The following is a 25,449-nucleotide window of genomic DNA, read 5'->3' on the forward strand; positions in this document are numbered from 1 at the left end:
TGGTTAATAAAAACGTATATTCAAAGGCTAATCGTTAAACATTAGCCGCTGATTTTTATGCATCGATATTTGCATACGTGGCATTCTTCTCGATGAAGTCGCGGCGCGGACCTACATCCTCGCCCATTAGCATGGAGAACGTATAATCGGCTTCGGCGGCATTCTCCAGATGCACCTGTTTCAGCATACGGTTCTCCGGATTCATGGTCGTTTCCCACAACTGTTCCGGGTTCATCTCACCCAGACCTTTGTAGCGCTGGGTATGCACCGCATTCTCCGAACCGCCGCCGTACGTGTCGATAAACTTCTGGCGCTGCTGGTCTGTCCAGCAATACTCTTTCACCTTACCCTTGGTACAGAGGTAGAGCGGGGGAGTGGCGATATACAGGTAACCCTGCTGTATCACCTGCGGGAAGTAACGGAAGAAAAGCGTCATAATCAGCGTGTCGATGTGCGAGCCGTCGACATCGGCATCGGTCATGATGATTACCTTCTTATAACGCAGCTTGTCTATATTGGCCTCCTTGCTGTCCTCGCCGTCTACGCCGAAGCGGATGCCCAGGGCTTGGATGATGTTGTTTACCTCGTCGCTTTCGAATGCCTTGTGCCACATGGCCTTCTCTACATTCAAAATCTTACCGCGCAGCGGCAGGATAGCCTGGAAAGTACGGTTACGCCCCTGCTTGGCAGAGCCGCCGGCAGAGTCGCCCTCTACAAGGAACAGCTCACATTCGTCCGGGTCTTTGCTGGAACAGTCCGCCAGCTTGCCCGGCATGCCGCCGCCCGACATCGGTGATTTGCGCTGTACCGACTCGCGTGCCTTGCGTGCCGCTACACGTGCCTGTGCCGCCAGTATCACCTTATCCACAATCATCTTGGCCTCTTTGGGATGCTCCTCCAGGTAGTAGGAAAGAGCCTCGCCTACGGCCTGGTCTACGGCTCCCATAACCTCGTTGTTGCCGAGCTTCGTTTTGGTCTGCCCCTCGAACTGCGGTTCCGCCACCTTGATAGAGATAACTGCGGTCAGACCTTCGCGGAAGTCGTCGCCCGAAATCTCCACTTTCGCCTTTTCCAGCATTTTATTGTCCTCGGCGTACTTCTTCAATGTACGTGTCAGTGCACGGCGGAAACCCGCCAGGTGCGTACCGCCCTCGATAGTGTTGATATTATTTACGTAAGAGTGGATATTCTCGTTGTAGGACGTGTTGTACATGATAGCCACCTCTACCGGTGTGCCCTGTTTCTCGGTGTTGATGTAGATAACGTCGTTCACCAGATGCTCGCGGGAAGAGTCTATGTAACGCACGAACTCCTTCAAACCCTCTACGGAGTAGAAAATCTCCTGCTTGTAGTTTCCGTCCTCCTCTTTTACGCGGAAGTCGGTAAGCGTAATCTTTATGCCGGCGTTCAGGTAAGCCAGCTCGCGCATGCGGGTTGCCAGGATATCGTAGTTGTAAACCGTTTCGGTAAAAATCGTATCGTCCGGCCAGAATTGCTGGCGCGTACCGGTGATGTCCGTAGTACCGACCTCCTTTACCGAGTACAGCGGGTGTCCGCATTCGTATTCCTGCTGATAGATTTTCCCGTTACGGAAAACCTGGGTAGTCATATGGGTAGACAGCGCGTTTACGCAGGACACGCCCACGCCGTGCAAGCCGCCGGAAACCTTGTAGGAGCCCTTGTCGAACTTACCGCCGGCATGCAGCACGGTCATAACAACTTCGAGAGCAGATTTCTGTTCTTTTTCGTGAAAGTCTACCGGGATACCGCGTCCGTTATCCTGTACGGTGATAGAGTTGTCTTCGTTGATGCTAACCTCGATGTGGTCGCAATATCCGGCGAGCGCCTCGTCGATAGAGTTATCCACTACCTCGTACACCAAGTGATGAAGTCCCTTGGAACTAATGTCGCCGATATACATGGCAGGACGCTTACGTACGGCCTCCAAACCTTCCAGTACCTGGATGTTGCTGGCCGAGTAATTGTTTTCGCCGTTTATCTTTTCTTCTTCAGTCATAATCTAATTTCTCTTATTGTAATAACAGAGCAAAAATAGTGAAAATCTTTGATATATCATTGCCGGCGCTTTGATAAATTTGGGCTGTTTACAGCTTTTTAGCATCGCGGGGAGGCATGTCCGTTTTTTTGTGCCGGCCTGTCGGGGTAGGGAGCGGGAGGGAGGTGCGAACGCAGAAAAGTCCGAACTAAAAAGTCCGGACTCTCGTATCTTTGTGTAACTTATCAGCTTAACCGAGTTTGTTGATATAAAGCGCCAACTTGGACTTCAAGTTGTTTGCCTTGTTCTTGTGGATTACATTAGTCTTAGCCAATTTATCCAACATCTTGGTGATACCAGGATACATAGCTGTTGCTTCAGCCTTATCCGTAGTAGCGCGAAGCTTGCGAACAGCGTTTCTCATGGTCTTGCCATAGTATCTGTTGTGAAGTCTTCTCGTTTCTTCTTGTCTGATTCTTTTCAGTGATGATTTATGATTTGCCATCTCGACTAATCTTTTTTAGTTCGTTTATTTTTTTAATTGTAGCCCGTGGGGGAATCGAACCCCCCTTTCAAGAATGAAAATCTTGCGTCCTAACCGATAGACGAACGGGCCATCCTTAGCGAGCGTTTCCGCTCTTGCAACCGGATTTTCTCTCGTTTGCGGTTGCAAAGGTAGAAACTATTTTTGAATTGGCAAACATTTCAGATGAAAATTTTGCAAGATTTCTTTCTCTTTCCCTTCCGGATGTATTTTTATCTATTGATAATCAGTAGGGTAAGGACGTTACGATTTTGCACCTTCCGTTTCGTTTTTTTATTCGTCCTTTTTAAATTCCGTAGTTTCGTGCTTTTTTCGTAGCTTTGTTAGCCGGATTGAAACCAGATAAAAAACGGAGATGTTACAGAAAACACGGGGAATCGTATTGCATGTTCTGAAGTACAAGGATACTTCCGTTATTGTGGATATCTATACGGAGGTGTCCGGACGGGCTTCTTTCCTGGTTCCGGCATCGCGTTCGCGCAAGGCGGCGGTGAAGCCGGTACTGTTCCAACCCCTGGCGTTGGTGGAGCTGGAGGCGGATTTCCGGCCGAATACCACTATATATAAGGTGAAGGAGGCGAAGTCGTTCTGTCCTTTCACCTCTATTCCTTATAATCCCTGTAAGTCTGCTATCGCGCTGTTTCTCTCGGAATTCCTGTACCGTGCCCTGCGCGAGGAGGCCGAGAACCGTCCTTTGTTCGCTTACTTGCAGCATTCCATTAGCTGGCTGGACGAGTGCGGTAGCGGCTTCGCCAATTTTCATTTGGTCTTCTTGATGCGTTTGTCGCGTTTCCTCGGGTTGTATCCGAACCTGGAAGATTATCATAACGGCGATTATTTCGATTTGCAGAACGCTTGTTTCACTCCGCTGCGTCCGCAGCTACATTCCGATTATATAGCGCCGGAGGAGGCATCGCGCCTGACGAGGCTGATGCGCATGAATTACGAAACGATGCATCTCTTTACCATGAGCCGCGCCGAGCGTGCCCGCTGCCTGGCGATAATGAACGAGTATTACCGTTTACACCTGCCCGGCTTTCCCGTACTGAAGTCTTTGGAAGTCCTGAAAGAGTTGTTCGATTGAATTTTGCCCCACGACGGATTTTGTCTTGCCCCGCGATGGATTTTGTTTCGCCGTGCGGTACATTCTGTTTCAACGGCCGGAACAAAGTGTTCGGTGCTGCGAAACACTTTGTTCCGCATAGGAGAACACTTTGTTTCCATGCGTTGGAACACTTTGTTTTCATAGGCTGGAACACTTTGTTTTCGTAGGTTGGAACACTTTGTTTTCCTAGGTTGGAACACTTTGTTTTCATAGGCTGAAACACTTTGTTTTCATAGGCTGAAACACTTTGTTCCAACGGGGGGTGAACACTTTGTTTCCCCCTTACCTACTCTTCGTGCATATGCCTTGCCGGCGGGCGGTACGGCAAGAAAAAACCGTGCTCCAAGCAACTCCTTCGGGCGGAGTACTACTTGAAGCACGGTCGTATATGTATATCCGGGGCGGGTTACCCCGTTTCTTATCCCAGCAATTCCTTTACTTTTGCCGAAATGGCACGTCCCTCGGCAAGTCCGGCGAGCTTTTTGCTGGCTACGCCCATTACCTTGCCCATGTCTTTGCCGCTGGTAGCGCCTGTTTCGGCGATGATTTCCTTCAGGGCGGCTTCCAGTTCTTCGGGGGTCATCTGCTTAGGCAGGTAGGCTTCCATTACTTTTACCTGTGCCAGCTCTGCGTCGGCAAGGTCTTGGCGTCCTTGCTGTACGTAGATTTCGGCGGCATCCTTGCCCTGCTTTGTCAGTTTCTGGATAATTTTCAGGGCATCGGCGTCCGTCAGGGTGTCATTGGCGCCCGGGGCGGTCTTTGCCTCGAGGAATACTTTCTTTACGTTTCTCAATGTTTCCAGGGCTACTTTGTCTTTAGCCTTCATTGCGGTTTTAATGTCTTCGCTGACTCTTTCAAATAAATCCATTGTATTGTTTACTATTTTTTGTTTACAGTCTGCTGTTTTCTGCCGGAGCCCGGAGTACCGGCGGTTTAGAAGGTGATTATGTTGCTGCCGCCGTTTTCCGCTTCCCGGGCTTCTTCGGCGGCAAGTGCGCCGGCTTCTTCCGCTTTCGCCTTGATTGCCGCCAGGGTGCTCTTGTCGCGCAGGTAGGTGGGAGAGTTCTCTACCAGGGCGATGATGTCGGCATTGTCCAGGTCTTCGGGGTTGAAGAGGTAGATATGCCGGCGGCGCAGGCGCTGGTACTTGGTATTGGCGTCCTTGCCGTAGTAGGTTTCGCGGCGCGAGCGTCTTTGCTCTTCCTCTTCCTCCAGTTCGGCAAGGCGTTTCTGCTCTTCTGCGGTGCGCTGGGTGATGCGTTCGTCCATTTCTTTCATATGGATGTCCTGGATACCGAAGCCGGTGGCAAGCAGGGTAATCTTGACGCTCTGTTCCAGCTTGTCGTCGATAGCTATGCCGAACTTGGTTTCGAAGTCGCGGCTGAAACGGTTCATAAACTCTTTCACCTCGTCCATTTCGCTCATCATCAGCTTGTGCTGCGAGCTGTAAGAGATGTTGAGCAGTACTTTCTTGGAGTTGAAGATGTCGTTGTTGTTCAGCAGCGGGGAGTGCTGGGCGTTCTGGATAGCTACGCTCACGCGGTTGTCTCCTTCGCCGTAGCCGGTACTCATAATGGCTACACCGCCATCTTTCAGCACGGTTTTTACGTCGTTGAAGTCGAGGTTCACCTTACCGTGCAGGGTGATGATTTCGGCGATGCTCTTGGCGGCCACCGAGAGGGTGTCGTTCGCCTTGTCGAAGGCGTCGTCTAGGGAGAGTTCATTATATATTTCGCCCAGTCTCTCGTTGTTGATAACCAGCAGGGCATCTACGTGCTTGCTGATTTCTTCTACGCCGTCCAGTGCCTGGTCTATCTTCTTGTCGCCCTCCCAGCGGAAGGGAATGGTGACGATGCCAATAGTCAGGATGTCCATTTCTTTGGCGGTCTGTGCAATGATAGGGGCTGCACCCGTACCGGTTCCTCCGCCCATGCCGGCGGTGATGAATACCATTTTCGTACCGTCGTTCAGCATGTTCTTGATGTCCTCGATGCTTTCCTCGGCCGCTTTACGGGCACGGGCAGGACGGTTGCCGGCTCCCAGGCCTTCCTTGCCGAGCTGCAACTTTACAGGGACGGGGGAGTCTTTCAACGCCTGGTTGTCTGTGTTGCACAGCACGAACGTCACATTATGTATGCCTTCCCGGTACATGTGGCTTACGGCATTGCCGCCGCCGCCACCTACACCGATAACCTTGATGATTTTCGGTGAATCGGTCGGAAAATCGAATTGTGCTATATCATCCATATATCTAAAATTTTACTATTTTCGGTTTGAATTACATCTTTTCTCCTCCGTCATCCAGAAATTCATCTGTTAATACTTCGAAGAAAGTTTTCCATTTGGATTTACTTTTCGGCGGTTTCGGCGATTTCGGCGTCTTCGGCGGTGTTTTATCCGATTTGGTTGAACTTGTTTGTTCTGTTGGCTTGTGTTGGACTGTGTTATTGGAATCGATATCGAATCCGATAGTGGTTTGTTGGGGCGTAGGATTGCCCGCCGGTTGTGCAGGTTTTGCCTCTTGCAGACAGCAGTTCTCATTGCCTGCGGCAAGGAGTCCCAACAGGGTATTCTGCATACCGTCTTTGCCCAGCACGTCGTTGAAGCCGTGAATGGTGTAGTGTACGAAGCGCATCGTCTTTATCTTCTCTATCTTCTTGTTCTGCTTGCGGAAGGCTTCTTCGATATTCTTCAGGTTGGCGCCGCCGCCGGTAAATACTATTCCGGAGAACAGCTTGTCCTCGTAGCCGGAGAGTTGCAGTTGGTTCCACACATTGGCAAGGATTTCCTCGGCACGGGCTTCGGTGATGTTGTTCAGCGTAGCCAGTTCAATGGTGCGTCCGTCGTCCAGCGTGCATACGGCAGGGGTTTCGGTGTCTTCCTCGTCCTCGTAGAGGGCGTTGCCGTATTGCAGTTTCAGCTTCTCGGCATCTTCTTCCTCCATTTGCAGCGAGGCGATGTCGCGGGTAATGGTGTTACCGCCCAGCGGCAATACGCTCAGGTAGCGGAGGATGTTGTTCTTATAGACAGCGACGGTGGTGGTGTCTGCGCCGAAGTCCACCAATGCACAGCCCGAGCGCATCTCGTTTTCCGTGAGTACGGCGTTCGACAGGGCTACCGGGGCGATGAGCAGGTCGGCTATCTCCACCTTTGCCTGCTCGAAGCTGTGTTCCAGGTTCTTCTTGAGCGAGGCGCGGGCTACGATGTTGAGGAACTGGCCTGTGATGTGCTGCCCTGCCACCCCTACCGGGTCGGCATGGAAGTTGTTGTCTATCTTATATTCTTGGGGGGCTACATCCAGTACGCTCATGTCTGCCAGGGGCACTTCGAGGTTCTCGTCGCAGATAGAATCCACCAGCTCCTGCGAGATGATGCCTTCTTCTTCCAGTGTACGGCTCACCGCATTCTTTACTGTGCGCAATGACTGTCCGCCGATGCCTACATATACTTTGGCAATGGAGTTGCCCAACTGGCTTTCCAGCTTGTTGATGATAGAAGCTACTGCCTGTGCCGTCTTGTCGATATTGTAGATGACACCTTTGCGAATGAACGGGGACGCGTCTTCGCGGGCATAGGCCAACACCTGGATGCTTCCGTCACTGTTCTTCTTTCCTGCGATACCGGAAATCTTGGAAGAACCCAACTCGATAGCGGCGATGAAATCTGTTGTTGCCATAACTATTTTATTTACTGTTTTATTATTTACTGTCTGCTATTTGCTGCGCGGAAACTATTGTCTTTTCGTGCAGATAATCTGGTTACCGAATTCAACGCTGATACGGGAGTATTTGTTCCAGCCTACCCGGTTCAATCCTTTCTCGTAGAACATTTTTACCCGTTTCAGTTTCCGTTCGAAGCCGTCCAGCTTACCGAGGTAGATGATGTGGTCGCCTACGCGCGGTACTAACTCTACGGTTTTGTCCGGCAATACGTGGATTTGCTCAATCTGTGCATCCCAGAACGAATTCCTTTGCAAAAATACACCAAACTTATATAAATCCCTCATGGCAAACGACTTTTCTACGTTTCCGGTTGCAATGGCGAGGTGGGCAACGCACTTTGCGTCGGGCGGCATCACCGTGCCTTTGTTGTCCAGGTAGTAGTTGTCGCCGTTGGCGCTCATAATACGCAGGATAGGGATGCGCTGCGTCACTTCGATACAGAGTTTGCCGCTCGGCGTCTTGTAGCACTCCACCTCGTCGATAAGGGGATGCTTGGCAAGCACCTGTTCCAGTGTCTTGCTGCGAATGCGGTCTATGTTCTTGCCTATGGGGCTGATGCCTTTCTTTTCCAGCATGGCGGTCACCTCCTTTTTCGTGATGAAGCCGGCATATACCGTGTCTTTGATAACCAGCTCTACATCGCGGCACACCTGTCCCGCCGGCTTCCGGTTGAAGGCGGTGACAGCCACTACCAGGTAGGTAAGGGTGAGCAACAGGACGATAGAAAGTAAAATCCGTTTAATCATAGGCTTGCTTGCTGTTTGACGGTTGACTGTTTGCTATTTGGCGCGCTGCTCGAGTAGGCGGGTTATGGACGGCACGTAGTTGTCCAGGTCGCCGGCTCCCAGCACTATCAATACTTCGACCGCTTTCTCGGAAAGTAGTCGGAGGATATCTTCCTTCGGGCAGATGCACTTCTCGATGCCCGGACGCAGGTTGTCGTATATGAGCCGGCTGCTTACACCGGGAATGGGCTGCTCGCGGGCGGGATAGATTTCCGTCAGGATTACCTCGTCCGACAGCGAGAGGCTGTCTGCAAACTCTTTGTAGAAGTCCCTGGTACGGGTGTAGAGGTGGGGCTGGAAGATAGCGGTTATCTTTTTGTCGCGGTAGAGCTCGCGGATAGACTTCACGCTTTGCGCTATCTCCGCCGGGTGGTGGGCGTAGTCGCTGAGGAATACGGTCTTGTCCGTTTTTATCTTGAAGTCGAAACGGCGGTCTACTCCGCGGAAGCTGGCCATTCCCTGCCTTATCTCCTCGCCGGTTACTCCGTTCAGGTGGGCGAGCGCCATGGCAGCTACACCGTTTTCTATGTTGATGCCGATAGGCACGCCGAGCCGGATGCCGTCGATACGGGTGTCGGGGGCTACGAAGTCGAGGTAGATTTCGCCGTTTCCGATGCGTATGTTCTCTGCATGGAAATCACCTTCATCGCGGGAGTAGGTGTATAGCCTTACCCCGGGTTGCACGTCCGGTTGCAAGTCGATGCCTTTGCGGATTATCAGTGCGCCTTCCGGTTGGATAAGGGTGGTGTAGTGGCGGAAGCTTTCGAGGTAGGCCTCGCGCGTGCCGTATATATCCAGGTGGTCGGGGTCGGTGGCGGTGATAACGCTCATATAGGGGGAGAGCCAGTGGAACGAGCGGTCGAACTCGTCCGCCTCGATTACGGTGTACGGGCTTGCCTGCGATAAGAGCAGGTTGGTTCCGTAGTTCTTGGAGATGCCGCCGAGGAAGGCTGTACAGCCTACGTGCGACTGGTGGAACAGGTGGGCTGCCATTGTGCTCGTGGTGGTCTTGCCGTGTGTGCCGGCAACGCAAAGTCCCTTGCTGCTGCGGGTAATCGCGCCTAATACCTGGGAGCGCTTATATATCTCGAAGCCTTCTTTGCGGAAGTAGGTCAGTTCGGCATGTTCCTGGGGAATGGCGGGGGTGTACACGACCAGCGTGGTTGCCTTGTCTTTGCAGTTCTCCGGAATGAGGGCAGTGTTTTCTTCGTAGTGTATCTGCGCACCCTCTGCAATCAGGTGTCCGGTCAGTTCGCTCGGTGTGCGGTCGTAGCCTGCCACGGACTTGCCTTTGGAAAGGAAATAACGTATCAGCGCGCTCATGCCTATGCCGCCGGCGCCTACGAAATAAACGGATTTTATGGTTTCTATATTCATGTACTTGTTATTTAATAAGTTTCAGCACCTCTCGGGCAATGATTGTTGCCGAGTCGGGCAGTGCCAGTTTGGCGATGTTGTTGCTCAATTCTTTCAGCTTATCGCTGTCTTTTACGGTTGCCAATGCCACGGGCAGCAGTTTCTCCCGGGCTTCCGCATCCTTTACATAGATAGCGGCGTCTTTATCGACGAGTGCCAGCGCGTTCTTGGTCTGGTGGTCTTCCGCCACATTGGGCGACGGAACGAGAATGACGGGTTTGTGCAGCAGGCAGAATTCCGAGATAGAGCCGGCGCCGGCACGGGAGATAACCAAGTCGGCGGCAGCATAGGCGTTTGCCATGTCCTTGATGAAGTCCGTTACGTAGAGGTTGGGAATGGCGCCGATGTGCGGATGATGCACGGCCTCGCCGGTGGCTGCGGTGATAGCGTCCCTTACCTGTTCGATGTATATCTTGCCGGTTTGCCAGATGAACTGTATGCCGGGGTTTTGCCGGATGAGGTCGAGGCTTGCGGTGAGTGTCCGGTTAATGGTACGTGCCCCGAGGCTGCCGCCCAGTATGAGGATAGTTTTTTTGGACGGTTCCAGGCGGAAGTAGCGCACGGCTTCTTCGTGGGAAACGGTGTGCCCGAGCAGGTTTTGGCGTACGGGATTGCCGGTCATGATGATTTTCCCGGCGGGGAAGAACTTCTCCATGCCTTCGTAGGCTACGCATATCTTGCAGGCTTTCTTGGCAAGCAGTTTGTTGGTGACGCCGGCATAGGAGTTCTGCTCTTGTATCAGGGTGGGCACTCCCATCATGCCTGCGGTTTTCAGGGTAGGCCCGCTAGCATAGCCGCCTACGCCCACTGCTACCTGCGGACGGAATTGCTTGATGATTTTGCGTGCTTTCCACTGGCTGCGTATCAGCTTCACCAATACGGCGAAGTTCTTCCACAGGTGTTTGCGGTCGAAACCCGCCACGGGCAGGCCGATAATACGGTAGCCGGCATCGGGTACGCGCTGCATCTCCATGCGCCCTTCTGCGCCTACGAACAGTATTTCGGCTTCGGGGCACAGCTCTTTAACGGCATTGGCAATGGATACGGCGGGGAAGATGTGGCCGCCTGTGCCGCCGCCGCTGATGATGATGCGCGGTTTGTTGTTCTTTGTTTCCATATCTTGAGTTTATCTGTTTGCTACTGGTCGTTATTAGTCTCATTCGAATTCGGCATCGCTGTTCAGCATCTTGGCTGTGGGCTCTGCGGCGCTTTGGGCTTCGCTGTAAACGGGTTCGTCGCCATTGCCGGCTTCTACCTGCATGGTAATACGGGCATCATGTTCCCGCTGTTCTTCCAGCTTCGCCGTATAGCGGCTGACGCTCAATATCATGCCGATGTAGGCGCAGTTTATCAACGTGGAAGTACCTCCCTTGCTGATAAGGGGCAGCGGTTGTCCGGTAACGGGCGCCAGGCCTACGGCGACCATCATGTTGAAAACCGCCTGCGACACCAGCAGCAGGGCTATGCCGATGATAAGGAAGGCGGGGAAGGTACGGTCGCATTTCTTGGCGATGCGCCCCACGCGTATCAGCAGGCAGATGTAGAGGAACACGACTACGACTCCTCCCACCAGCCCGAGTTCTTCGATGATAATGGCAAAGATGAAGTCGGAGAATGCCTGGCTCAGGAAGTCGCGCTGTACGGAGTTGCCGGGGCCTCTGCCGATAACGTTGCTGGTGGCAACGGCGATGCGGGCATGGGCTATCTGTGCGTCTTTGTCTATGTCGAACTTGGCGGCGGGTACTTTCTCGTCGCTCGCGAACTTCTCGATACGGGCGCGCCATGTATCGAACCGGTGCAGGAAAGGAATGTCGCTGTTCTTCGTCATCAGCAGGAAGGTTACGGCGATGATGCCCACCGATGCCAGGCCGCCAATCAGCATCAGCAGTTTCTTGGCGGAGACGCGCCCTATGAACATCATCAGAAAGACTACCCCGAACAGCAGGGCTGCCGTGGACAGGTTCTCCGGAGCGATGAGCAGGCAGATGATGCCGGTTATAATCATAATCCGCTTGAAGGCTTTCGGGTTGGCGCCGGTTTCGTCTTGTCCTTTGGAGAGGATGAAAGCCGTAACGATGATAACCGCCATTTTAGCAATCTCCGAGGGTTGGAATTGTATGCCCATGAATGTCATCCACCGCGCCGCGCCGTTGATGCGCTCCATCATCATAACCAGCACCAGCAGTATCGCAGAGGCGGGCAGCAGGAATACGGGGAATACCTGGAACCATTTGTAGGGGATGTTGTGCATGAGCACCACAATCACGGCTCCCACCATTAGGATGATGCTGTGCTGGGTGATAGGCCCCCAGTGGTCGCCGCTCTTGTAGGTGAGCGTACTGGCGGCACTGAACACCTCTGTAATGGAGATGAGGCAGAGAAAGAGGAAGATAATCCAGATTACTTTGTCTCCTTTGAATATGCTCTTTAATAAATCCATGAGATTAATGCCGTAATGTGTCGATGCGGCAGCGTGCCGATGCGATAGTATCTTACCGCCCTGTGGTCTTGCCGCCTTATCGCTTTATAATTCTCTTACATATTTCTTGAACTGGTTGCCCCGGTCTTCGTAGCTCTTGAAGAGGTCGAACGAAGCGCAGCAGGGGCTTAGCAACACGGTTTCACCTTTCTTGGCGAGTCTGAAAGCCGCGTCTACCGCATCTTTCATGCCGGTACGCACATCGGCCACAGGCAGGCCGAGGCGGTCGAAGAATTCGTGCAGCTTTTCGTTATGTAGCCCTAAGTAGACCAATGCCGAGCATTTGGTGCGTACCAGGTCTTCTATCTCGGTATAATCGTTGCCTTTGTCTTTGCCGCCGAGGATAAGCACGGTTTTGCTTGTCATGCTTTGCAGGGCATACCAGCAGGAGTTTACATTGGTTGCCTTGGAGTCGTTGATAAACTGTACGCCGCGTACCGTCGCCACCTTTTCCAGGCGGTGTTCCACGCCCTTGAAGTCGGATAATGCCTTGCGGATAGCCTCTTTCCTGATGCCGGCAAGGTTGGCGGAGATGCCGGCGGCCAATGAGTTGTACAGGTTGTGGGTTCCGCGCAGTGCAAGTTCTTCCTGCTCCATGTTGAAGGCGATAGGCTCGTTGATTTCCACTTCGCCGTCTTCCACATAGGCGATAGCGCCGTCTTCTTTTACGGCGGCGAAGGGATAGGGGTGCGCCTTCAGGCCGTGCTTCTCCAGTTCCCTGCGGATAATGGGGTCGTCGTTCCAGTAGATGAAGGCGTCTTCCGGTGTCTGGTTCTGGGTGATGCGGAACTTGGCATCTACGTATTTTTGCATGCAGTGGTCGTACCGGTCCAGGTGGTCGGGGGTGATGTTCATCAGGACGGCGATATTGGCGCGGAACTTATACATATTGTCCAGTTGGAAGGAGCTCAGCTCGATAACGTAATAGTCGTGCTTTTCCGTTGCCACTTGCAGGGCGAGGCTGTTGCCGATGTTGCCTGCCAGTCCCACGTTCAGCCCCGCGCTCTTGAAGATATGGTAAATGAGCGAGGTGGTGGTGGTCTTGCCGTTGGAGCCGGTGATGCAAATCATCTTGGCGTCGGTATAGCGTCCGGCAAACTCTATCTCGGAAATGACGGGGATGCCTTTCTCCTTTAGTTTCAGTATAAGCGGAGCGTCGTTGGGGATGCCGGGGCTTTTCACCACTTCGTCGGCATTGAGTACCGATGCTTCCGTGTGCCGGCCTTCTTCCCAGGCAATGCCGTATTTGTCCAGCAGTTCTTTGTATTTGTCCTTAATGGCGGACATGTCGGAAACGAATGTGTCGAAACCTTTCACCTTGGCGAGTACGGCAGCTCCCGCCCCGCTTTCGCCTGCTCCTAATACTACAATTCTACTCATGATATTAATTTTGAATTTTGAACTTTGAGTTATGAGTTATGAATTGCTATGCGGCATGACAGCCCGGCTGATTCATAATTTATAATTCAAGATTCATAATTATTATCTTATCTATTCTATCTAATCTTTAGCGTTATAATGGTTATCGCCGCCAGCACAATGGTTACAATCCAGAAGCGGACGGTAATCTTCGACTCATGGAACAGTTGCGCCGGCCGGGTGAACACCACTTTGCAGCCGGGTTCTATCAAGTCCATGCCGGTACGGAAATGGTCGTGTATCGGCGTCCGCTTAAAGAGGCGCTGTTTTACCCCTTTCCGCTTGCCGGCTTTGTAATATACCCGTTGCAGGATTACCGAGAGGTTCTCTACGAGGAATATGCCGCAGAGAATCGGTATCAGCAGTTCTTTATGGATGATGATAGCATATACGGCGATGATGCCGCCGATAGTCAGGCTGCCCGTATCGCCCATGAATACCTGTGCCGGGTAGGCGTTGTACCAGAGGAATCCAATCATGGCGCCGATGAAGGCGCAGATGAAGATTACCAGCTCCTCCGACCCCGGGATGTACATGATATTCAGGTAGCCGGCATATTCGATGTGGCTGGATACGTATGCCAGTATGCCCAGCGTCAGGCCGATAATGGCGGAGTTGCCGGCTGCCATGCCGTCCATGCCGTCGTTCAGGTTGGCGCCGTTGGAAACGGCGGTCACTACGAATATCGTAACGAGCACGAACAGTATCCAGCCTGCCGTTTGCGCATGCTCTCCCATAAAGGATACGAGGTCTGCATAGTCCAGGTTGTTGCTTTTGAAGAAGGGGATAGTGGTCTGCGTGGCCTTGATTTCCTTGGCAGCATGTACCACTTCGATGCCTTGTCCCGGCTTCTCCACTTCGATGTTTTCACGGATAACGACCTGGGGGCTGAGGTAGAGCGTAAGCCCCACAATCAGTCCGAGCCCTACCTGGCCGATAATCTTGAACTTGCCGTGCAACCCTTCCTTGTCTTTTTTGAATATCTTGATGTAGTCGTCGGCAAATCCCAGCGAACCCAGCCAGACGGTGGTAACGAGCATCAGTATCATATAGATGTTGCTCAGCTTGCCCAGCAGCAGGCAGGGGATTAAAATCGCGAAGATGATGATGACGCCGCCCATGCTGGGTACGCCCACCTTGTTTACGCCGAACGGGTCGATGCTGGCATCCCGCTGCGTCTCGGTGATTTGCTTGCGTTTTAGCAGGTTGATGAACTTGTCGCCCCAGATGCTCGATATGAGCAGTGCCAGGATGATAGCCATTAACGCCCTGAAAGATGTATAGCCGAACATGCCCGCACCGGGGAAGTCGTATTTATCTAACCATTGGAATAAGTAGTATAACATATCTTCTTTCGTTATGAGTTACGGATTTGCGTACACCGCCGTGTGCGGGGAAACCGCAGGGTGTGCCGCGCGGCGGTTTGCAATCCTCAATTCAAAAATTCCTTGAGCACTTCCTTGTCGTCGAAGTGGTGCTTCACTCCTTTTATCTCCTGGTAGTTTTCGTGTCCCTTGCCGGCTACGAGAATGACATCTCCCGGCAATGCCAGTACGCAGGCGGTTTTTATGGCGTATTTCCGGTCGGTGATGCTGATAACTTTCCACATATCCTCCTTGTCCACGCCGGCAAGCATGTCGTTGATGATGTCCTGCGGTTCCTCGAAGCGCGGATTGTCGGAGGTGATAAGGACGCGGTCGCTCAGGCGGACGGCTTCCTTAGCCATGAGGGGGCGTTTCCCCTTGTCGCGGTTGCCGCCTGCGCCGACTACGGTAATCACTTTCCCCCTGCCTTCCAGTACGCCGTGGATAGCATCCAGCACGTTGGCCAGGGCATCCGGCGTATGGGCATAGTCCACAATGGCGGTGATACCTTGCGGAGAACGGACGGCGTCGAACCTTCCGGCCACCGGATGCAGGGTACTCAGGGCAACGAGAACATCTTCCTCCTTCTTGCCCAGCAGTACGGCTGCGCCGAATACGGCGAGCAGGTTGGAGGCATTGAACTTGCCGATGAAGGGTACTGCCAGCTCGTGGTTGTTGAAGTCGAGCAGCATGCCTTCGAAATGCGATTCCAGCACTTTCCCCTTGAAGTCGCTGAGGCTTCTCAACGAGTAGGTATATACCCGCGAGCGTGTGTTCTGCGTCATGACGAGTCCGTTCTTGTCGTCCAGGTTGGTAAGGCTGAAGGCATTCTTCGGCATATCGTCGAAGAACTTCTTTTTGGCTTTGAGGTAGTTCTCCACTGTCTTGTGGTAGTCCAGGTGGTCGCGTGTAAGGTTGGTGAAGATGCCGCCTGCGAACCTCAGGCCGCTGATGCGTTGTTGTGCAATGGAGTGGGAGCTGACTTCCATGAATACGTATTTGCATCCGGCGTCGGCCATTTCACCCAGCAGGCGGTTGAGGGTAATAGGGTCCGGCGTGGTATGGTCGGTAGGTACGGGCTTGTCGTCGATGTAGTTGCACACCGTGGAAATCAGCCCGGTTTTGTATCCGAAATAACGGAATGTATGGTATAATAAGGTGGCAATGGTCGTTTTTCCGTTGGTTCCGGTTACGCCTACCAGCTCCATTTTGGAGGTGGGGTCGTCGTAGAAGGCGGTAGCGACCTTGCCCGTAGCGTTCTCGCTGTCTTTTACCTGGATATAGGTAACGTCGGGGGCGGGCGTTTCCGGCATCTCCTCGCAAAGTACGGCTACGGCGCCTTTCTCAATGGCTGCCGGGATATACGCATGCCCGTCGGCCTGAGTGCCGCGCATTGCCATGAACAGGTGTCCGGCGGTTACCGTGCGTGAGTCGATAGCTACTCCTGTTATATCTTTTTCCGTACTGCCGATAATCTGTACCGGTTGTATCGCTTTTAATAGTTCGCTTAATTTCATACCTTATTATATATAGTGTAATTGTATAATCAATGTAATGCCGATGTTATCAATGTAATGTCAATATTATCAATGTAATGCCCGTGTTATCGTCGTAATGTCAGCGTTATCGTCTGTCCTCTCACAAGCCGGCTGCCGCCTGCAATGGATTGGCTCCTTACCTTGCCGATACCGTTGAGGCGCACTTTCAAGCCTTTGCTTTCCAGCAGATAAACGGCGTCTTTAGCGCCCATGCCTACTACGCTGGGTACTGTGCCGGCGGCAGTAGGCCGGTTTTGCAGGACAACGGCGGAGGGAGCGGCCTGGCTGTGCCCCCAGGTGGCTGCGCCTTTATGCACTTCGAACTGCTTCTGTACCGGGACGTCCAGCGCATCGAGCACGCATAGCGCCTCGTTCATCTCTCCGGCTTTTACCGCGGGGATTACATTCGTAGTGCTGTCTATCGCGCTGCGTATGTCGAACCGCAGGTTCTTGGCATATACTCTTTCGGCAATCTTTCCGAACACGCTGCCCGCCATTAGGCCGCCGGATGCCGGCAGCCCCGGTTTCTGTATGGATACGATGCAACTGTATTTTGGGGCTTCTGCCGGGAAGTACCCGCAGAAGCTCACGAGGTAGTTTACCCGTCCTGCTTTGTATCCGGCGGCGCCTTGCGAAATCTGTGCCGTTCCCGTTTTGCCTGCTACGGCAAACTGTTTGCTTCCGGCGGGTTTTGCCAATCCTTCGGAAACGACCTTGCGCAGTATCTCCCGGATTTGTGTCAGGGTGCGCTCCGAGCAAATCTTGGGGTTGATGACTTCCGTCGGGAACTCGTGTACCACATCGCCGTCTTTCACCGCCGCTTTTACGAACTTGGGGCGTACCATTGTGCCGTTGTTGGCAATGGCATTGTAGAAGGTCAGGATGTTGAGCGGCGGCACTTGCGTTTCGTAGCCTATGCTCATCCACGGCAGGGTGGTCTTGGCGAAGTAGCGCTCTTTCGGACCGCGGATATTGGGCTTGCCCTCTCCGGCTATTTGCAGGTGGAGCGGGCGGTCTATGCCGATGCGCTTCAGGCCGTCCACGAATTTCTGTGGATTGTCGCCGTAATGCTTGTCGATGAGGTAGGAGACGCCGATGTTGGAAGATACTTCCAGGATGCGCGTCACGTCGATTTTTCCGTATCCGCCTCTATGCCAGTTGTGGTCTTTCATCGCACGGCCGTGCATCATCATGATGCCGTTGCCGGTGTCTACCTCTGTGTCCGGCGTAATCTTTCCGTCCTCGAGGGCTACCATGATAGAGGCGGTCTTGAACGTGGAACCGGGTTCCAGCATATCGCTGATAGCATTGTTGCGCATCTCGTAGTAGTTGCCGTCGCCTGCCTTCATCATATTGACGATAGCCTTTATCTCTCCGGTCTGCACCTCCATGAGTACGGCGACACCTACGCTGGCGTTGATTTCTTTCAGCTTGTCTACCAACGCTTTCTCGCAGATGTCCTGCATGCCTACGTCGATAGTGGAGATGATGTCGCAGCCGTCTACCGGGGGAATATCCACGATGTCCAGGTATTTGTTCATCACCTTCTGGCGGTGGATGATACCGACACGTCCTTTCAGTATGGTGTCGAAGGCCAGTTCGATGCCGTTCTTAGCCCCTTGTGCCGTATCGGCGTAGAGGTCGCCCAGCGTGCGGGCTGCCAGGGAGCCGAAGGGCTTTTTGCGCTGGTTGTAAGTCTGTTCGTGGAAACCGCCTTTGTATTTGTTCAGGTTGAACACCGGCAGTCTTTTGGCTTCCTTGTATTGGATGTAGGAGATACGTTTGGGGTAAATGAGGTAGTTGCGGCTACCCTTTTTGCGCCCTTTAAGCAGATGTTTTTTAAACTCGGCGGCGCTCTTGTCCGGGAATATCCGGTGCAGGCCTTCGCAGATTTCGCCCAGGTGGTTCATGAGCATCGTGTCTTTTTTCTCTCCTCCGGCTTTGAAGTCCATGTAGATGCGGTATTCCGGCAATGAGCTTGCCATTAGCTTGCCGTCGGCGGAGAGGATATTGCCACGGTTGGGCTTGACCGTCAGGTTTTCCTTTACGAAACGGTCGGCCACATCCTGCCAGTATTGCCGTTCGGCAAACATGGTAATGGCTCCTTTTACGATAATAGCTACTCCTACCAGCCCCATAACGAGGACGACGAAGAAGTAACGGGTCATTATATTTTTCTTGTTTACTGCCAAGACTATTGTTGTTTTACGGTTCTACGGTTTACTGTTTCTTATTTTTTGTTTTCTTGCTTCTTTGCTTTCTTTCTTGCTTCTTGTTTGCCTCTTGTTTGCTATTGCTGCTGCCGTTTCGCTTCCCTGCGTTTTGCTTTTACTTAATCAGGTAGGGCGGATTGGTCGAGGTTTGCAAGTCGCTCTCTTTCGTGGCGATATATTCCTCGATACGCGATTGGCGGCTTCGCTCCATTAGCTCGGAACTGCGTGTCAGCGCATCGTACTTGATGTCTATCAGCTCTTTCTTAAGCTTGTCTATCTCTATCATCTGCTGCTGGCAGGCATAGCGGTTGTGGATGTAGAACAGGATAAGCACCATGATAAGGACGAGCAGCTTGGTCTGGCGCCGGAAAAAGTCCGTAGCCAGGATGTCGCCGCCGATGATGTTTTTCAGCGAGGTACGTTTCTTTACCTTTTCGTCTTTCTGTTCTTCTTGTATGTGGTCTGCTTCTTTCATCTTTTTATCGCCTTGCTGCCTTATCGTTTTCCTATTACTTTATCATTTTCCCCTTCTTCGCCGCCCTGTCACCTTTTCTCCGCAATCCTCAGTTTGGCGCTTCGTGAGCGCGGGTTACGTTCTATCTCCGCTTCGTCCGGAACAATGACTTTGTTGTTTACTATGCGGAAGGGGGTCTGTACATTCCCGAAAAAATCTTTTTCGGCTTTGCCTTCTATGTTGCCGGTTTTCATCATGTTCTTCACCATGCGGTCTTCCAGGGAATGGTAGGTGATTACCACCAGCCGGCCTCCGGGTTTCAAAGCTTCCGTAGCGGCGTACAGCATCTTTTTCAGTGCTTCCATTTCCTGGTTTACCTCGATGCGCAGTGCCTGGAATACTTTGGCGAGTTCTTTCTTCTCCCTTTCGCGTCCGAAAAGCGGCTTGATGATGTCCAGGAATTCTCCGATAGTGCCGATTTTCCGGACGGCACGTGCCTTGACTATCACGGATGCTAATTTGCGGCTGTTCTTCAACTCTCCGTACAGGTAAAAGATGTTTGCAAGTCGTTCCTCGGCATACGTGTTTACGATGTCGGCGGCAGTGAGTCCGGCGCGTTTGTTCATGCGCATGTCGAGCGCCCCGTCGAACCGGAAGGAGAATCCCCGCTCGCTATCGTCGAAATGGTGCGACGATACGCCGAGGTCGGCGAGTATGGCGTCTACTTGCCCGATGCCGTGATAGCGCAGGAAGTTGTGCAGGTAGCGGAAATTGCTGCGCACGAATGTAAAGTGCGGGTCGGCCACGATGTTCCGTTCCGCATCTTCGTCCTGGTCGAATCCCAGCAGCCTCCCGCCTTCGCCCAGGCGCGACAGTATTTCGCGGGAATGTCCGCCGCCGCCGAATGTAACGTCTACGTACGTTCCGTCCGGGCGGATGTTCATTCCGTCTACGCTCGGCATCAGTAGTACCGGGATGTGATATGTCGTTTCTTCCTTCATTGTCTTTTCGTTAAAGCCGTTCGTTACTCTGCCGTTCATCGCTGTTCTCCGCATTTTCCAGGCCCTCGTCTTCCAGGCTCTCATCTCCCAGGATATCTTGCAATGCTTCGCTGAAGGCTTCCGGGCTCATAAAGGGTTGTTCCGTCTTTTCTTTCGCCCAGATTTCGATGGTGTTGTCCACACCGATAAAGCGTACTTCGCTCTGTATGCCTGCCATTTGCAGGTAGCGTTTGGGCAGTAGGATGCGTCCGTTTCCGTCGGGAATCATGATTTCGGCATCGCTTACGAACTGCCGGAAAATCTGCTGGTGTCTGGCATTCCACTTGTTCAGCCGCTGCCGGAGCTGGGTCTGCGTTTTGAACCACACGCTTTCGGGGTAGAGTATCAGGCAGTCCTGGAATACGTCTTTGCGCAATACGAGCCTTTCTTCGGAAACGGCCTGTAACTGTTTCCGGAAGCTGGCAGGGATAAATACACGTCCCTTTGTGTCCGTCTTTGCTTCGATATTGCCTAAAAAACGTATCATTCTCACCTTATTATAATAAGCGACGGTAAAAATACACATTTCCCCACAATTCCCCACAATGTTTTAACTAAAATCTTACTTAGAAGTTTTCAACAGCTTGTTGATAGCTTATTCTGTTGAAAATGAACAGCGTGCTGTGTTGTTTGCCTGGTGGGGGATTGACGCGGGTTTACGACTTGCTGCGGCAGGCTGGGTGGATGTGGGATAAAAGAAGCGGTAGTTAGGGAAATCGGGAGGGAATTTCTTGGGTGTTGCGGCGGATTTATTTTGCCTCCTGGGACGGATGATTTTGTCCCGTAAGATGATTTTATCCGTCTCACGGGACAAAAAAAATCATCCCGTGAGACGGATGTATTTGTCCCACGGGATGAATTTTTATATATAACGCCGGTTAAATGAAGTCTTTCAGTTCTTGTTGCAGCTTTTGGCGGGTAAAGAAGATGCGGCTCTTCACGGTTCCCAGCGGAAGTCCTAACTTCTCGGCTATTTCACGGTATTTGAAGCCGGAAACGTGCATGGAGAACGGTATTTTGTATTCGCGGGGCAGTGAATTGACGATACGGTGCATCTCTTTCAGGTCGTATGCGTTTTCAGTACTTTCGAAGAGGCTGTCGTGCGGCAGGTTCAGATGATAAAGATTGTCCGTATGGTCTACGAATGTCTGGTCGCGTACTACTTTACGGTAGTTGTTGATAAAGATGTTACGCATCATGGTATATATCCAGCCCTTGAAATTGGTATCGGGCGTGTATTTATCTTCATTATCCAAAGCCTTGAGAGAGGTTTCCTGAAGCAAGTCGTTTGCCTCTTCGCGATCTGAAGTGAGCTTGTACGCGAAGCGTAATAAATCGTTTTGAACTCCGAGTAAATCTTCTTTAAATGTAATACTATTCATAAATGTGCTTTGTTAAATGGTTACTTGTTCGTTTAGCTTTTCAGTGTTGCAAGTTTACGAAACTTCCGGCATTGCGGCGGACGGTTTTTAAGCAATCTTTGGGGGAAAATCTGTCAATTGATAGATTTCAGGTGCTATTTGGTAGATTTTGGGTGTAGTTTTCTATCAAATATTTGCATTTAATTAAAAAGATGCGTTAATTTTGCGCAATCATTTCATCATAAGAAGAATGGCTGACGACTCTTTATTTTTGATTGACATTGATAAGATTCTTCGGGAGAAAGCTCCGAGGCATGTGAAGTATATCCCTAAATTTGTCGTGTCTTACTTGAAGCGCATCGTTCATCAGGATGAATTGAATGTCTTTCTGAAGGAGTCGAAGGATAAAGTGGGGGTGGACTTCCTGAAAGCCTGCCTGGATTTCCTGGATGCGAAGCTGGTGGTGAAAGGCGAGGAGAACCTGCCCAAGGAGGGGCTTTGTACGTTCGTCTCCAATCATCCCCTGGGCGGACAGGACGGGGTGGCGTTGGGCTACGTACTGGGCACTTACTACAACGGAAAGGTGAAGTATATGGTGAATGACTTGCTGATGAACTTGCGCGGCCTGGCTCCGCTGTGCATACCTATCAATAAGACCGGCAAGCAGGCCAAAGACTTTCCGAGGCTGGTGGAGGCCGGTTTTGCGTCGGACGAGCAGCTTATCATGTTTCCTGCCGGGCTTTGTTCGCGCCGGCAAAACGGGGTTATCCGCGATTTGGACTGGAAAAAGACCTTTATAGTGAAAAGCGTCGAGGCGCACCGCGATGTAGTGCCTATTCATTTCGAAGGACGTAATTCCGATTTCTTTTATAACCTGGCCAATCTCTGCAAGGCATTGGGCATCAAGTTTAATATCGCCATGCTTTACCTGGCGGACGAAATGCTGAAAAACCGTCATAAGACATTTACTATTACGATAGGCAAGCCTATCCCCTGGCAAACATTCGACAAGACGAAGACACCGGCGCAATGGGCGCAGTACGTGAAAGATATCGTATATAAATTATAAGTTGAAAACAGAATATTAAAAAATAGAAGCTCGGAAAATGGAAGATATTATTGCACCGATAAGCAAGGAACTGCTGAAGGCGGAGTTGACCGAAGACAAACGCTTGCGCATGACGAACAAGAGTAATAATCAGATATACATTATTACTGCCCAGGACTCGCCTAATACGATAAAGGAAATCGGGCGCCTGCGTGAGATAGCATTTCGTGCTGCCGGCGGCGGAACCGGAATGTCCATGGACCTCGACGAGTACGACTTAATGGATAACCCCTACAAGCAGCTCATCGTCTGGAATCCGGAGGCAGAGGAGATATTGGGCGGTTATCGTTATATCCTGGGTACGGATGTGCGTTTCGATGAGCATGGCGCACCCATTCTGGCTACCGCCCATATGTTCAACTTCTCCGAGAAGTTCCTGAACGAGTATCTTCCTACCACCATTGAGCTGGGGCGTTCGTTCGTGACGCTCGAATACCAGTCTACCCGCCGCGACAGCAAGGGGCTGTTTGCGCTGGATAATTTGTGGGACGGCTTGGGCGCGCTGACGGTGGTGATGCCCAATGTGAAGTATTTCTTCGGGAAGGTAACGATGTATCCCAGTTATATCCGTAAAGGACGTGACATGATTCTTTATTTCCTAAGGAAACACTTTGCAGACAAGGACAACCTGATTACTCCGATGAAACCGTTGCAATTGGAGGCCGACGAGAAGGAATTGGCTGCTTTGTTCTGTAAAGATACATTTAAAGAGGATTACAGAATTCTGAATGGTGAAATCCGTAAGCTGGGATACAATATCCCGCCGTTGGTAAATGCGTATATGAGCCTTAGCCCGACAATGCGTATGTTCGGCACGGCTATTAATTACGGTTTCGGCGATGTGGAGGAAACGGGTATCTTGATTGCTGTCGATGAAATCCTCGCGGAAAAGCGTATCCGCCATATCCAGTCGTTCATCGAGAATGAGCCGGAGTCGTACAATCTGACCTCCGGCGTCAATAAGATATTCTTCCCGAGCAGGTAACCGCCGTTATACGGCAGGCAGGCTGTTTCCGTTGATTTTCCGGTAAAGGTCGAGGGCAAAGACGTCCGTCATGCCGGATATGTAGTCCAATACGGCCTGTATCCGTTCGTAAAGTGCGGTAGCCTTCATGCTGTACTGGCCGGATACGCGGTTGATAAGCAACTGCGAGTATGTCTTTTCCGGCGAGCATACCGCATCAATCATCAGTTCCAGCAAGGTACTGATAATGCGGAAACCGGCAAGTTCTATATCCAGTACGTCGCGCGACCGGTATATCTTCTTGAAAGATACCTCTGCACAACGTTTGTAGGCCGTAGCAGGCCGTTCCGTGATATGTTTGATGAGGCTTCCCTCGAATTCTCCTTCCAAAATCCGTGTTTCGTTATCGAGAAAAGCGCGGGTGCATTCGCCGATAAGCAGCCCGATGACGCTGGAGCGCAGGTAGGCGATTTGCTCGTTGGTGTCGCTTACAATCTTGAAGGTATCCAGTATGTGTGCTTTGCGTTCTTCGGGGAAATAGGAGAGCAGCAGTTCCTGTGTTTCCTGCGTAGTGAGGATTTTCAGTTTGTGGGCGTCTTCGATGTCCATAAGCTGGTAGCAGATGTCGTCTGCCGCTTCCACCAGGTAGACGAGCGGGTGGCGGGCATATTTCAGCGGCGAGGCGTTGAGCTTTTTCATTCCTAACTCCTCGGCTATCCGGCGGAAGCTGTCTTCTTCGGTGGTAAAGAACCCGAACTTGGACTTTTGCCCTGCCAAACTCGATGAAAAGGGGTATTTTACGATGCTGGCAAGTGTGGAATAGGTCAGGACGAAACCACCCTTGCGGCGTCCTTCGAACTGGTGGGTGAGCAGGCGGAAGGCGTTCGCGTTTCCTTCGAAATGCGTCAGGTCTTCCCATTGTGCCGGGGTGAGCTGCTCTCCGCCGGGTTGCTTTTCTTTGAGTGCCAGTCCCTTTCCTTCCGAGAAGAAAGTAGAGATTGCGCGTTCGCCGGAATGGCCGAATGGCGGGTTGCCCAAGTCGTGTGCCAGGCATGCGGCGGAAACAATGGAGCCTATCTCGGGCAGGTAAGAGTGCTGTAATTCGGGACGGCGGGCAAGGATTGCCTTGGCTACGTCGTTGCCCAGGGAACGGCCTACGCAGGATACCTCCAGGCTGTGCGTCAGCCGGTTATGCACAAATATGCTTCCGGGCAGCGGAAATACCTGTGTCTTGTTCTGTAATCTCCGGAAAGGGGCGGAGAATATGAGGCGGTCGTAATCCCGCTGAAACTCGGAACGGTTCTCGTGGCGTTCCTTATGAAATTCTTCCAGGCCGAATCGTTTGGCGGATATGAGGGTATTCCAGTCCATCATGTTCTTACTTTCTTATTATTTAACTGCAAATGTATGACTATTTGCTTCAAATTCCGTAATTTTGTCCGTTAAATAGTGAATTAAAGTAATCTCAACCGTAACTTCATTAAATAAGTGAATAATTGTATGACTGTCCAGATTATAAATAAGTCGAAGCATCCGCTGCCTGCGTATGCTACCGGGATGTCTGCCGGAATGGATATCCGTGCCAACCTGTCCGAGCCGATAGTGTTGGAACCGTTGCAGCGCTGCCTGGTTCCTACGGGGCTGTACATGGCATTGCCGGCAGGCTTCGAGGCGCAAATCCGCCCCCGTAGCGGGTTGGCTATCAAGAAAGGAATTTCGGTGTTGAACTCTCCGGGGACTATCGATGCCGATTACCGGGGCGAAATCTGTATTATCCTTGTGAACCTTTCTTCGGAAACATTTGTGATTGAGGACGGTGAACGGATTGCCCAAATGGTGATTGCCCGCCACGAACAGGCCGTATGGCAGGAAGTGGAAGTATTGGACGAAACGGAACGCGGCGCCGGTGGCTTCGGGCATACGGGCGTATAACAAATTGCT

At 51.9% G+C, this 25,449-nt stretch carries 22 protein-coding genes and 1 tRNA gene; 4 read left to right on the forward strand and 19 right to left on the reverse strand.

Features of this window, described 5'->3' with window-relative positions; translation table 11 throughout:
* Window positions 1-55: 55 nt before the first annotated feature.
* From gyrB to C233_RS0106825, 3 genes are all read right to left on the reverse strand, one after another.
* Window positions 56-2,017, reverse strand: coding sequence for a DNA topoisomerase (ATP-hydrolyzing) subunit B (gene gyrB / locus C233_RS0106815; RefSeq protein WP_018666846.1), 1,962 nt, complete (start codon window positions 2,015-2,017; stop codon window positions 56-58).
* Between the two features lie 229 nt (window positions 2,018-2,246).
* The gene (gene rpsT, locus C233_RS0106820) at window positions 2,247-2,501 is read right to left on the reverse strand and encodes a 30S ribosomal protein S20 (protein WP_018666847.1); all 255 of its coding nucleotides are present in this window, start codon (window positions 2,499-2,501) and stop codon (window positions 2,247-2,249) included.
* A gap of 39 nt (window positions 2,502-2,540) precedes the next feature.
* A tRNA-Glu gene (locus C233_RS0106825) sits at window positions 2,541-2,612 on the reverse strand.
* Window positions 2,613-2,895: 283 nt separating this feature from the next.
* Between C233_RS0106825 and recO the strand changes: the two genes are divergently transcribed.
* The gene (gene recO / locus C233_RS0106830) at window positions 2,896-3,624 is read left to right on the forward strand and encodes a DNA repair protein RecO (RefSeq protein ID WP_018666848.1); all 729 of its coding nucleotides are present in this window, start codon (window positions 2,896-2,898) and stop codon (window positions 3,622-3,624) included.
* Window positions 3,625-4,063: 439 nt separating this feature from the next.
* Here the strand turns inward: recO and C233_RS0106835 are convergent, their stop codons facing one another.
* The 15 genes from C233_RS0106835 to C233_RS0106905 form a co-directional block, all read right to left on the reverse strand.
* Window positions 4,064-4,513 (reverse strand): GatB/YqeY domain-containing protein, encoded by a 450-nt coding sequence (locus C233_RS0106835; protein WP_018666849.1) that lies wholly within the window; start codon window positions 4,511-4,513, stop codon window positions 4,064-4,066.
* Between the two features lie 65 nt (window positions 4,514-4,578).
* Complete coding sequence (ftsZ, locus tag C233_RS0106840) at window positions 4,579-5,892, reverse strand: cell division protein FtsZ (protein ID WP_018666850.1); 1,314 nt, start codon at window positions 5,890-5,892, stop codon at window positions 4,579-4,581.
* Window positions 5,893-5,923: 31 nt separating this feature from the next.
* Window positions 5,924-7,321, reverse strand: a complete 1,398-nt coding sequence (gene ftsA / locus C233_RS0106845) for a cell division protein FtsA (RefSeq protein ID WP_018666851.1) — start codon at window positions 7,319-7,321, stop codon at window positions 5,924-5,926.
* Between the two features lie 54 nt (window positions 7,322-7,375).
* On the reverse strand, window positions 7,376-8,113 hold the full coding sequence (locus tag C233_RS0106850; RefSeq protein WP_018666852.1) for a cell division protein FtsQ/DivIB: 738 nt from the start codon (window positions 8,111-8,113) through the stop codon (window positions 7,376-7,378).
* Window positions 8,114-8,146: 33 nt separating this feature from the next.
* Entirely contained in the window at window positions 8,147-9,529 is a 1,383-nt protein-coding gene (murC, locus tag C233_RS0106855) for a UDP-N-acetylmuramate--L-alanine ligase (protein ID WP_018666853.1), read from the reverse strand.
* A 7-nt stretch (window positions 9,530-9,536) separates the two neighbouring features.
* Window positions 9,537-10,685: an undecaprenyldiphospho-muramoylpentapeptide beta-N-acetylglucosaminyltransferase gene (gene murG, locus C233_RS0106860; protein ID WP_018666854.1), complete on the reverse strand. Its 1,149-nt coding sequence runs from the start codon at window positions 10,683-10,685 to the stop codon at window positions 9,537-9,539.
* Between the two features lie 39 nt (window positions 10,686-10,724).
* Entirely contained in the window at window positions 10,725-12,008 is a 1,284-nt protein-coding gene (locus C233_RS0106865; RefSeq protein ID WP_018666855.1) for an FtsW/RodA/SpoVE family cell cycle protein, read from the reverse strand.
* A gap of 84 nt (window positions 12,009-12,092) precedes the next feature.
* Window positions 12,093-13,427 carry a UDP-N-acetylmuramoyl-L-alanine--D-glutamate ligase gene (murD, locus tag C233_RS0106870; RefSeq protein ID WP_018666856.1) on the reverse strand — a complete coding sequence of 445 codons (1,335 nt, stop codon included), beginning with the start codon at window positions 13,425-13,427 and terminating at the stop codon, window positions 12,093-12,095.
* Between the two features lie 116 nt (window positions 13,428-13,543).
* On the reverse strand, window positions 13,544-14,812 hold the full coding sequence (gene mraY, locus C233_RS0106875; protein WP_018666857.1) for a phospho-N-acetylmuramoyl-pentapeptide-transferase: 1,269 nt from the start codon (window positions 14,810-14,812) through the stop codon (window positions 13,544-13,546).
* Between the two features lie 86 nt (window positions 14,813-14,898).
* The gene (locus tag C233_RS0106880; RefSeq protein WP_018666858.1) at window positions 14,899-16,347 is read right to left on the reverse strand and encodes a UDP-N-acetylmuramoyl-L-alanyl-D-glutamate--2,6-diaminopimelate ligase; all 1,449 of its coding nucleotides are present in this window, start codon (window positions 16,345-16,347) and stop codon (window positions 14,899-14,901) included.
* A gap of 86 nt (window positions 16,348-16,433) precedes the next feature.
* Window positions 16,434-18,536, reverse strand: coding sequence for a penicillin-binding protein (locus C233_RS0106885; RefSeq protein WP_034777313.1), 2,103 nt, complete (start codon window positions 18,534-18,536; stop codon window positions 16,434-16,436).
* 160 nt (window positions 18,537-18,696) lie between these two features.
* Window positions 18,697-19,056 carry an FtsL-like putative cell division protein gene (locus tag C233_RS0106890; protein ID WP_018666860.1) on the reverse strand — a complete coding sequence of 120 codons (360 nt, stop codon included), beginning with the start codon at window positions 19,054-19,056 and terminating at the stop codon, window positions 18,697-18,699.
* A 68-nt stretch (window positions 19,057-19,124) separates the two neighbouring features.
* Entirely contained in the window at window positions 19,125-20,036 is a 912-nt protein-coding gene (gene rsmH, locus C233_RS0106895) for a 16S rRNA (cytosine(1402)-N(4))-methyltransferase RsmH (RefSeq protein WP_018666861.1), read from the reverse strand.
* Between the two features lie 10 nt (window positions 20,037-20,046).
* Complete coding sequence (gene mraZ, locus C233_RS0106900; protein ID WP_025068566.1) at window positions 20,047-20,562, reverse strand: division/cell wall cluster transcriptional repressor MraZ; 516 nt, start codon at window positions 20,560-20,562, stop codon at window positions 20,047-20,049.
* A 391-nt stretch (window positions 20,563-20,953) separates the two neighbouring features.
* On the reverse strand, window positions 20,954-21,457 hold the full coding sequence (locus C233_RS0106905) for an RNA polymerase sigma factor (protein WP_018666863.1): 504 nt from the start codon (window positions 21,455-21,457) through the stop codon (window positions 20,954-20,956).
* A gap of 229 nt (window positions 21,458-21,686) precedes the next feature.
* Here C233_RS0106905 and glsA point away from each other — a divergent pair, with 229 nt between their 5' ends.
* Both glsA and glsB read left to right on the forward strand, forming a co-directional pair.
* Complete coding sequence (glsA, locus tag C233_RS0106910) at window positions 21,687-22,505, forward strand: lyso-glycine lipid O-acyltransferase GlsA (RefSeq protein ID WP_018666864.1); 819 nt, start codon at window positions 21,687-21,689, stop codon at window positions 22,503-22,505.
* Window positions 22,506-22,542: 37 nt separating this feature from the next.
* Entirely contained in the window at window positions 22,543-23,529 is a 987-nt protein-coding gene (gene glsB / locus C233_RS0106915) for a glycine N(alpha)-acyltransferase GlsB (RefSeq protein WP_018666865.1), read from the forward strand.
* Between the two features lie 6 nt (window positions 23,530-23,535).
* Here the strand turns inward: glsB and C233_RS0106920 are convergent, their stop codons facing one another.
* Window positions 23,536-24,882 (reverse strand): deoxyguanosinetriphosphate triphosphohydrolase, encoded by a 1,347-nt coding sequence (locus tag C233_RS0106920; RefSeq protein ID WP_018666866.1) that lies wholly within the window; start codon window positions 24,880-24,882, stop codon window positions 23,536-23,538.
* A 126-nt stretch (window positions 24,883-25,008) separates the two neighbouring features.
* Between C233_RS0106920 and dut the strand changes: the two genes are divergently transcribed.
* Window positions 25,009-25,440: a dUTP diphosphatase gene (gene dut / locus C233_RS0106925; RefSeq protein WP_018666867.1), complete on the forward strand. Its 432-nt coding sequence runs from the start codon at window positions 25,009-25,011 to the stop codon at window positions 25,438-25,440.
* Window positions 25,441-25,449 lie beyond the last annotated feature (9 nt).

Origin of the sequence: Bacteroides gallinarum DSM 18171 = JCM 13658 (assembly GCF_000374365.1) — a bacterium.
Lineage (GTDB): Bacteria > Bacteroidota > Bacteroidia > Bacteroidales > Bacteroidaceae > Bacteroides > Bacteroides gallinarum.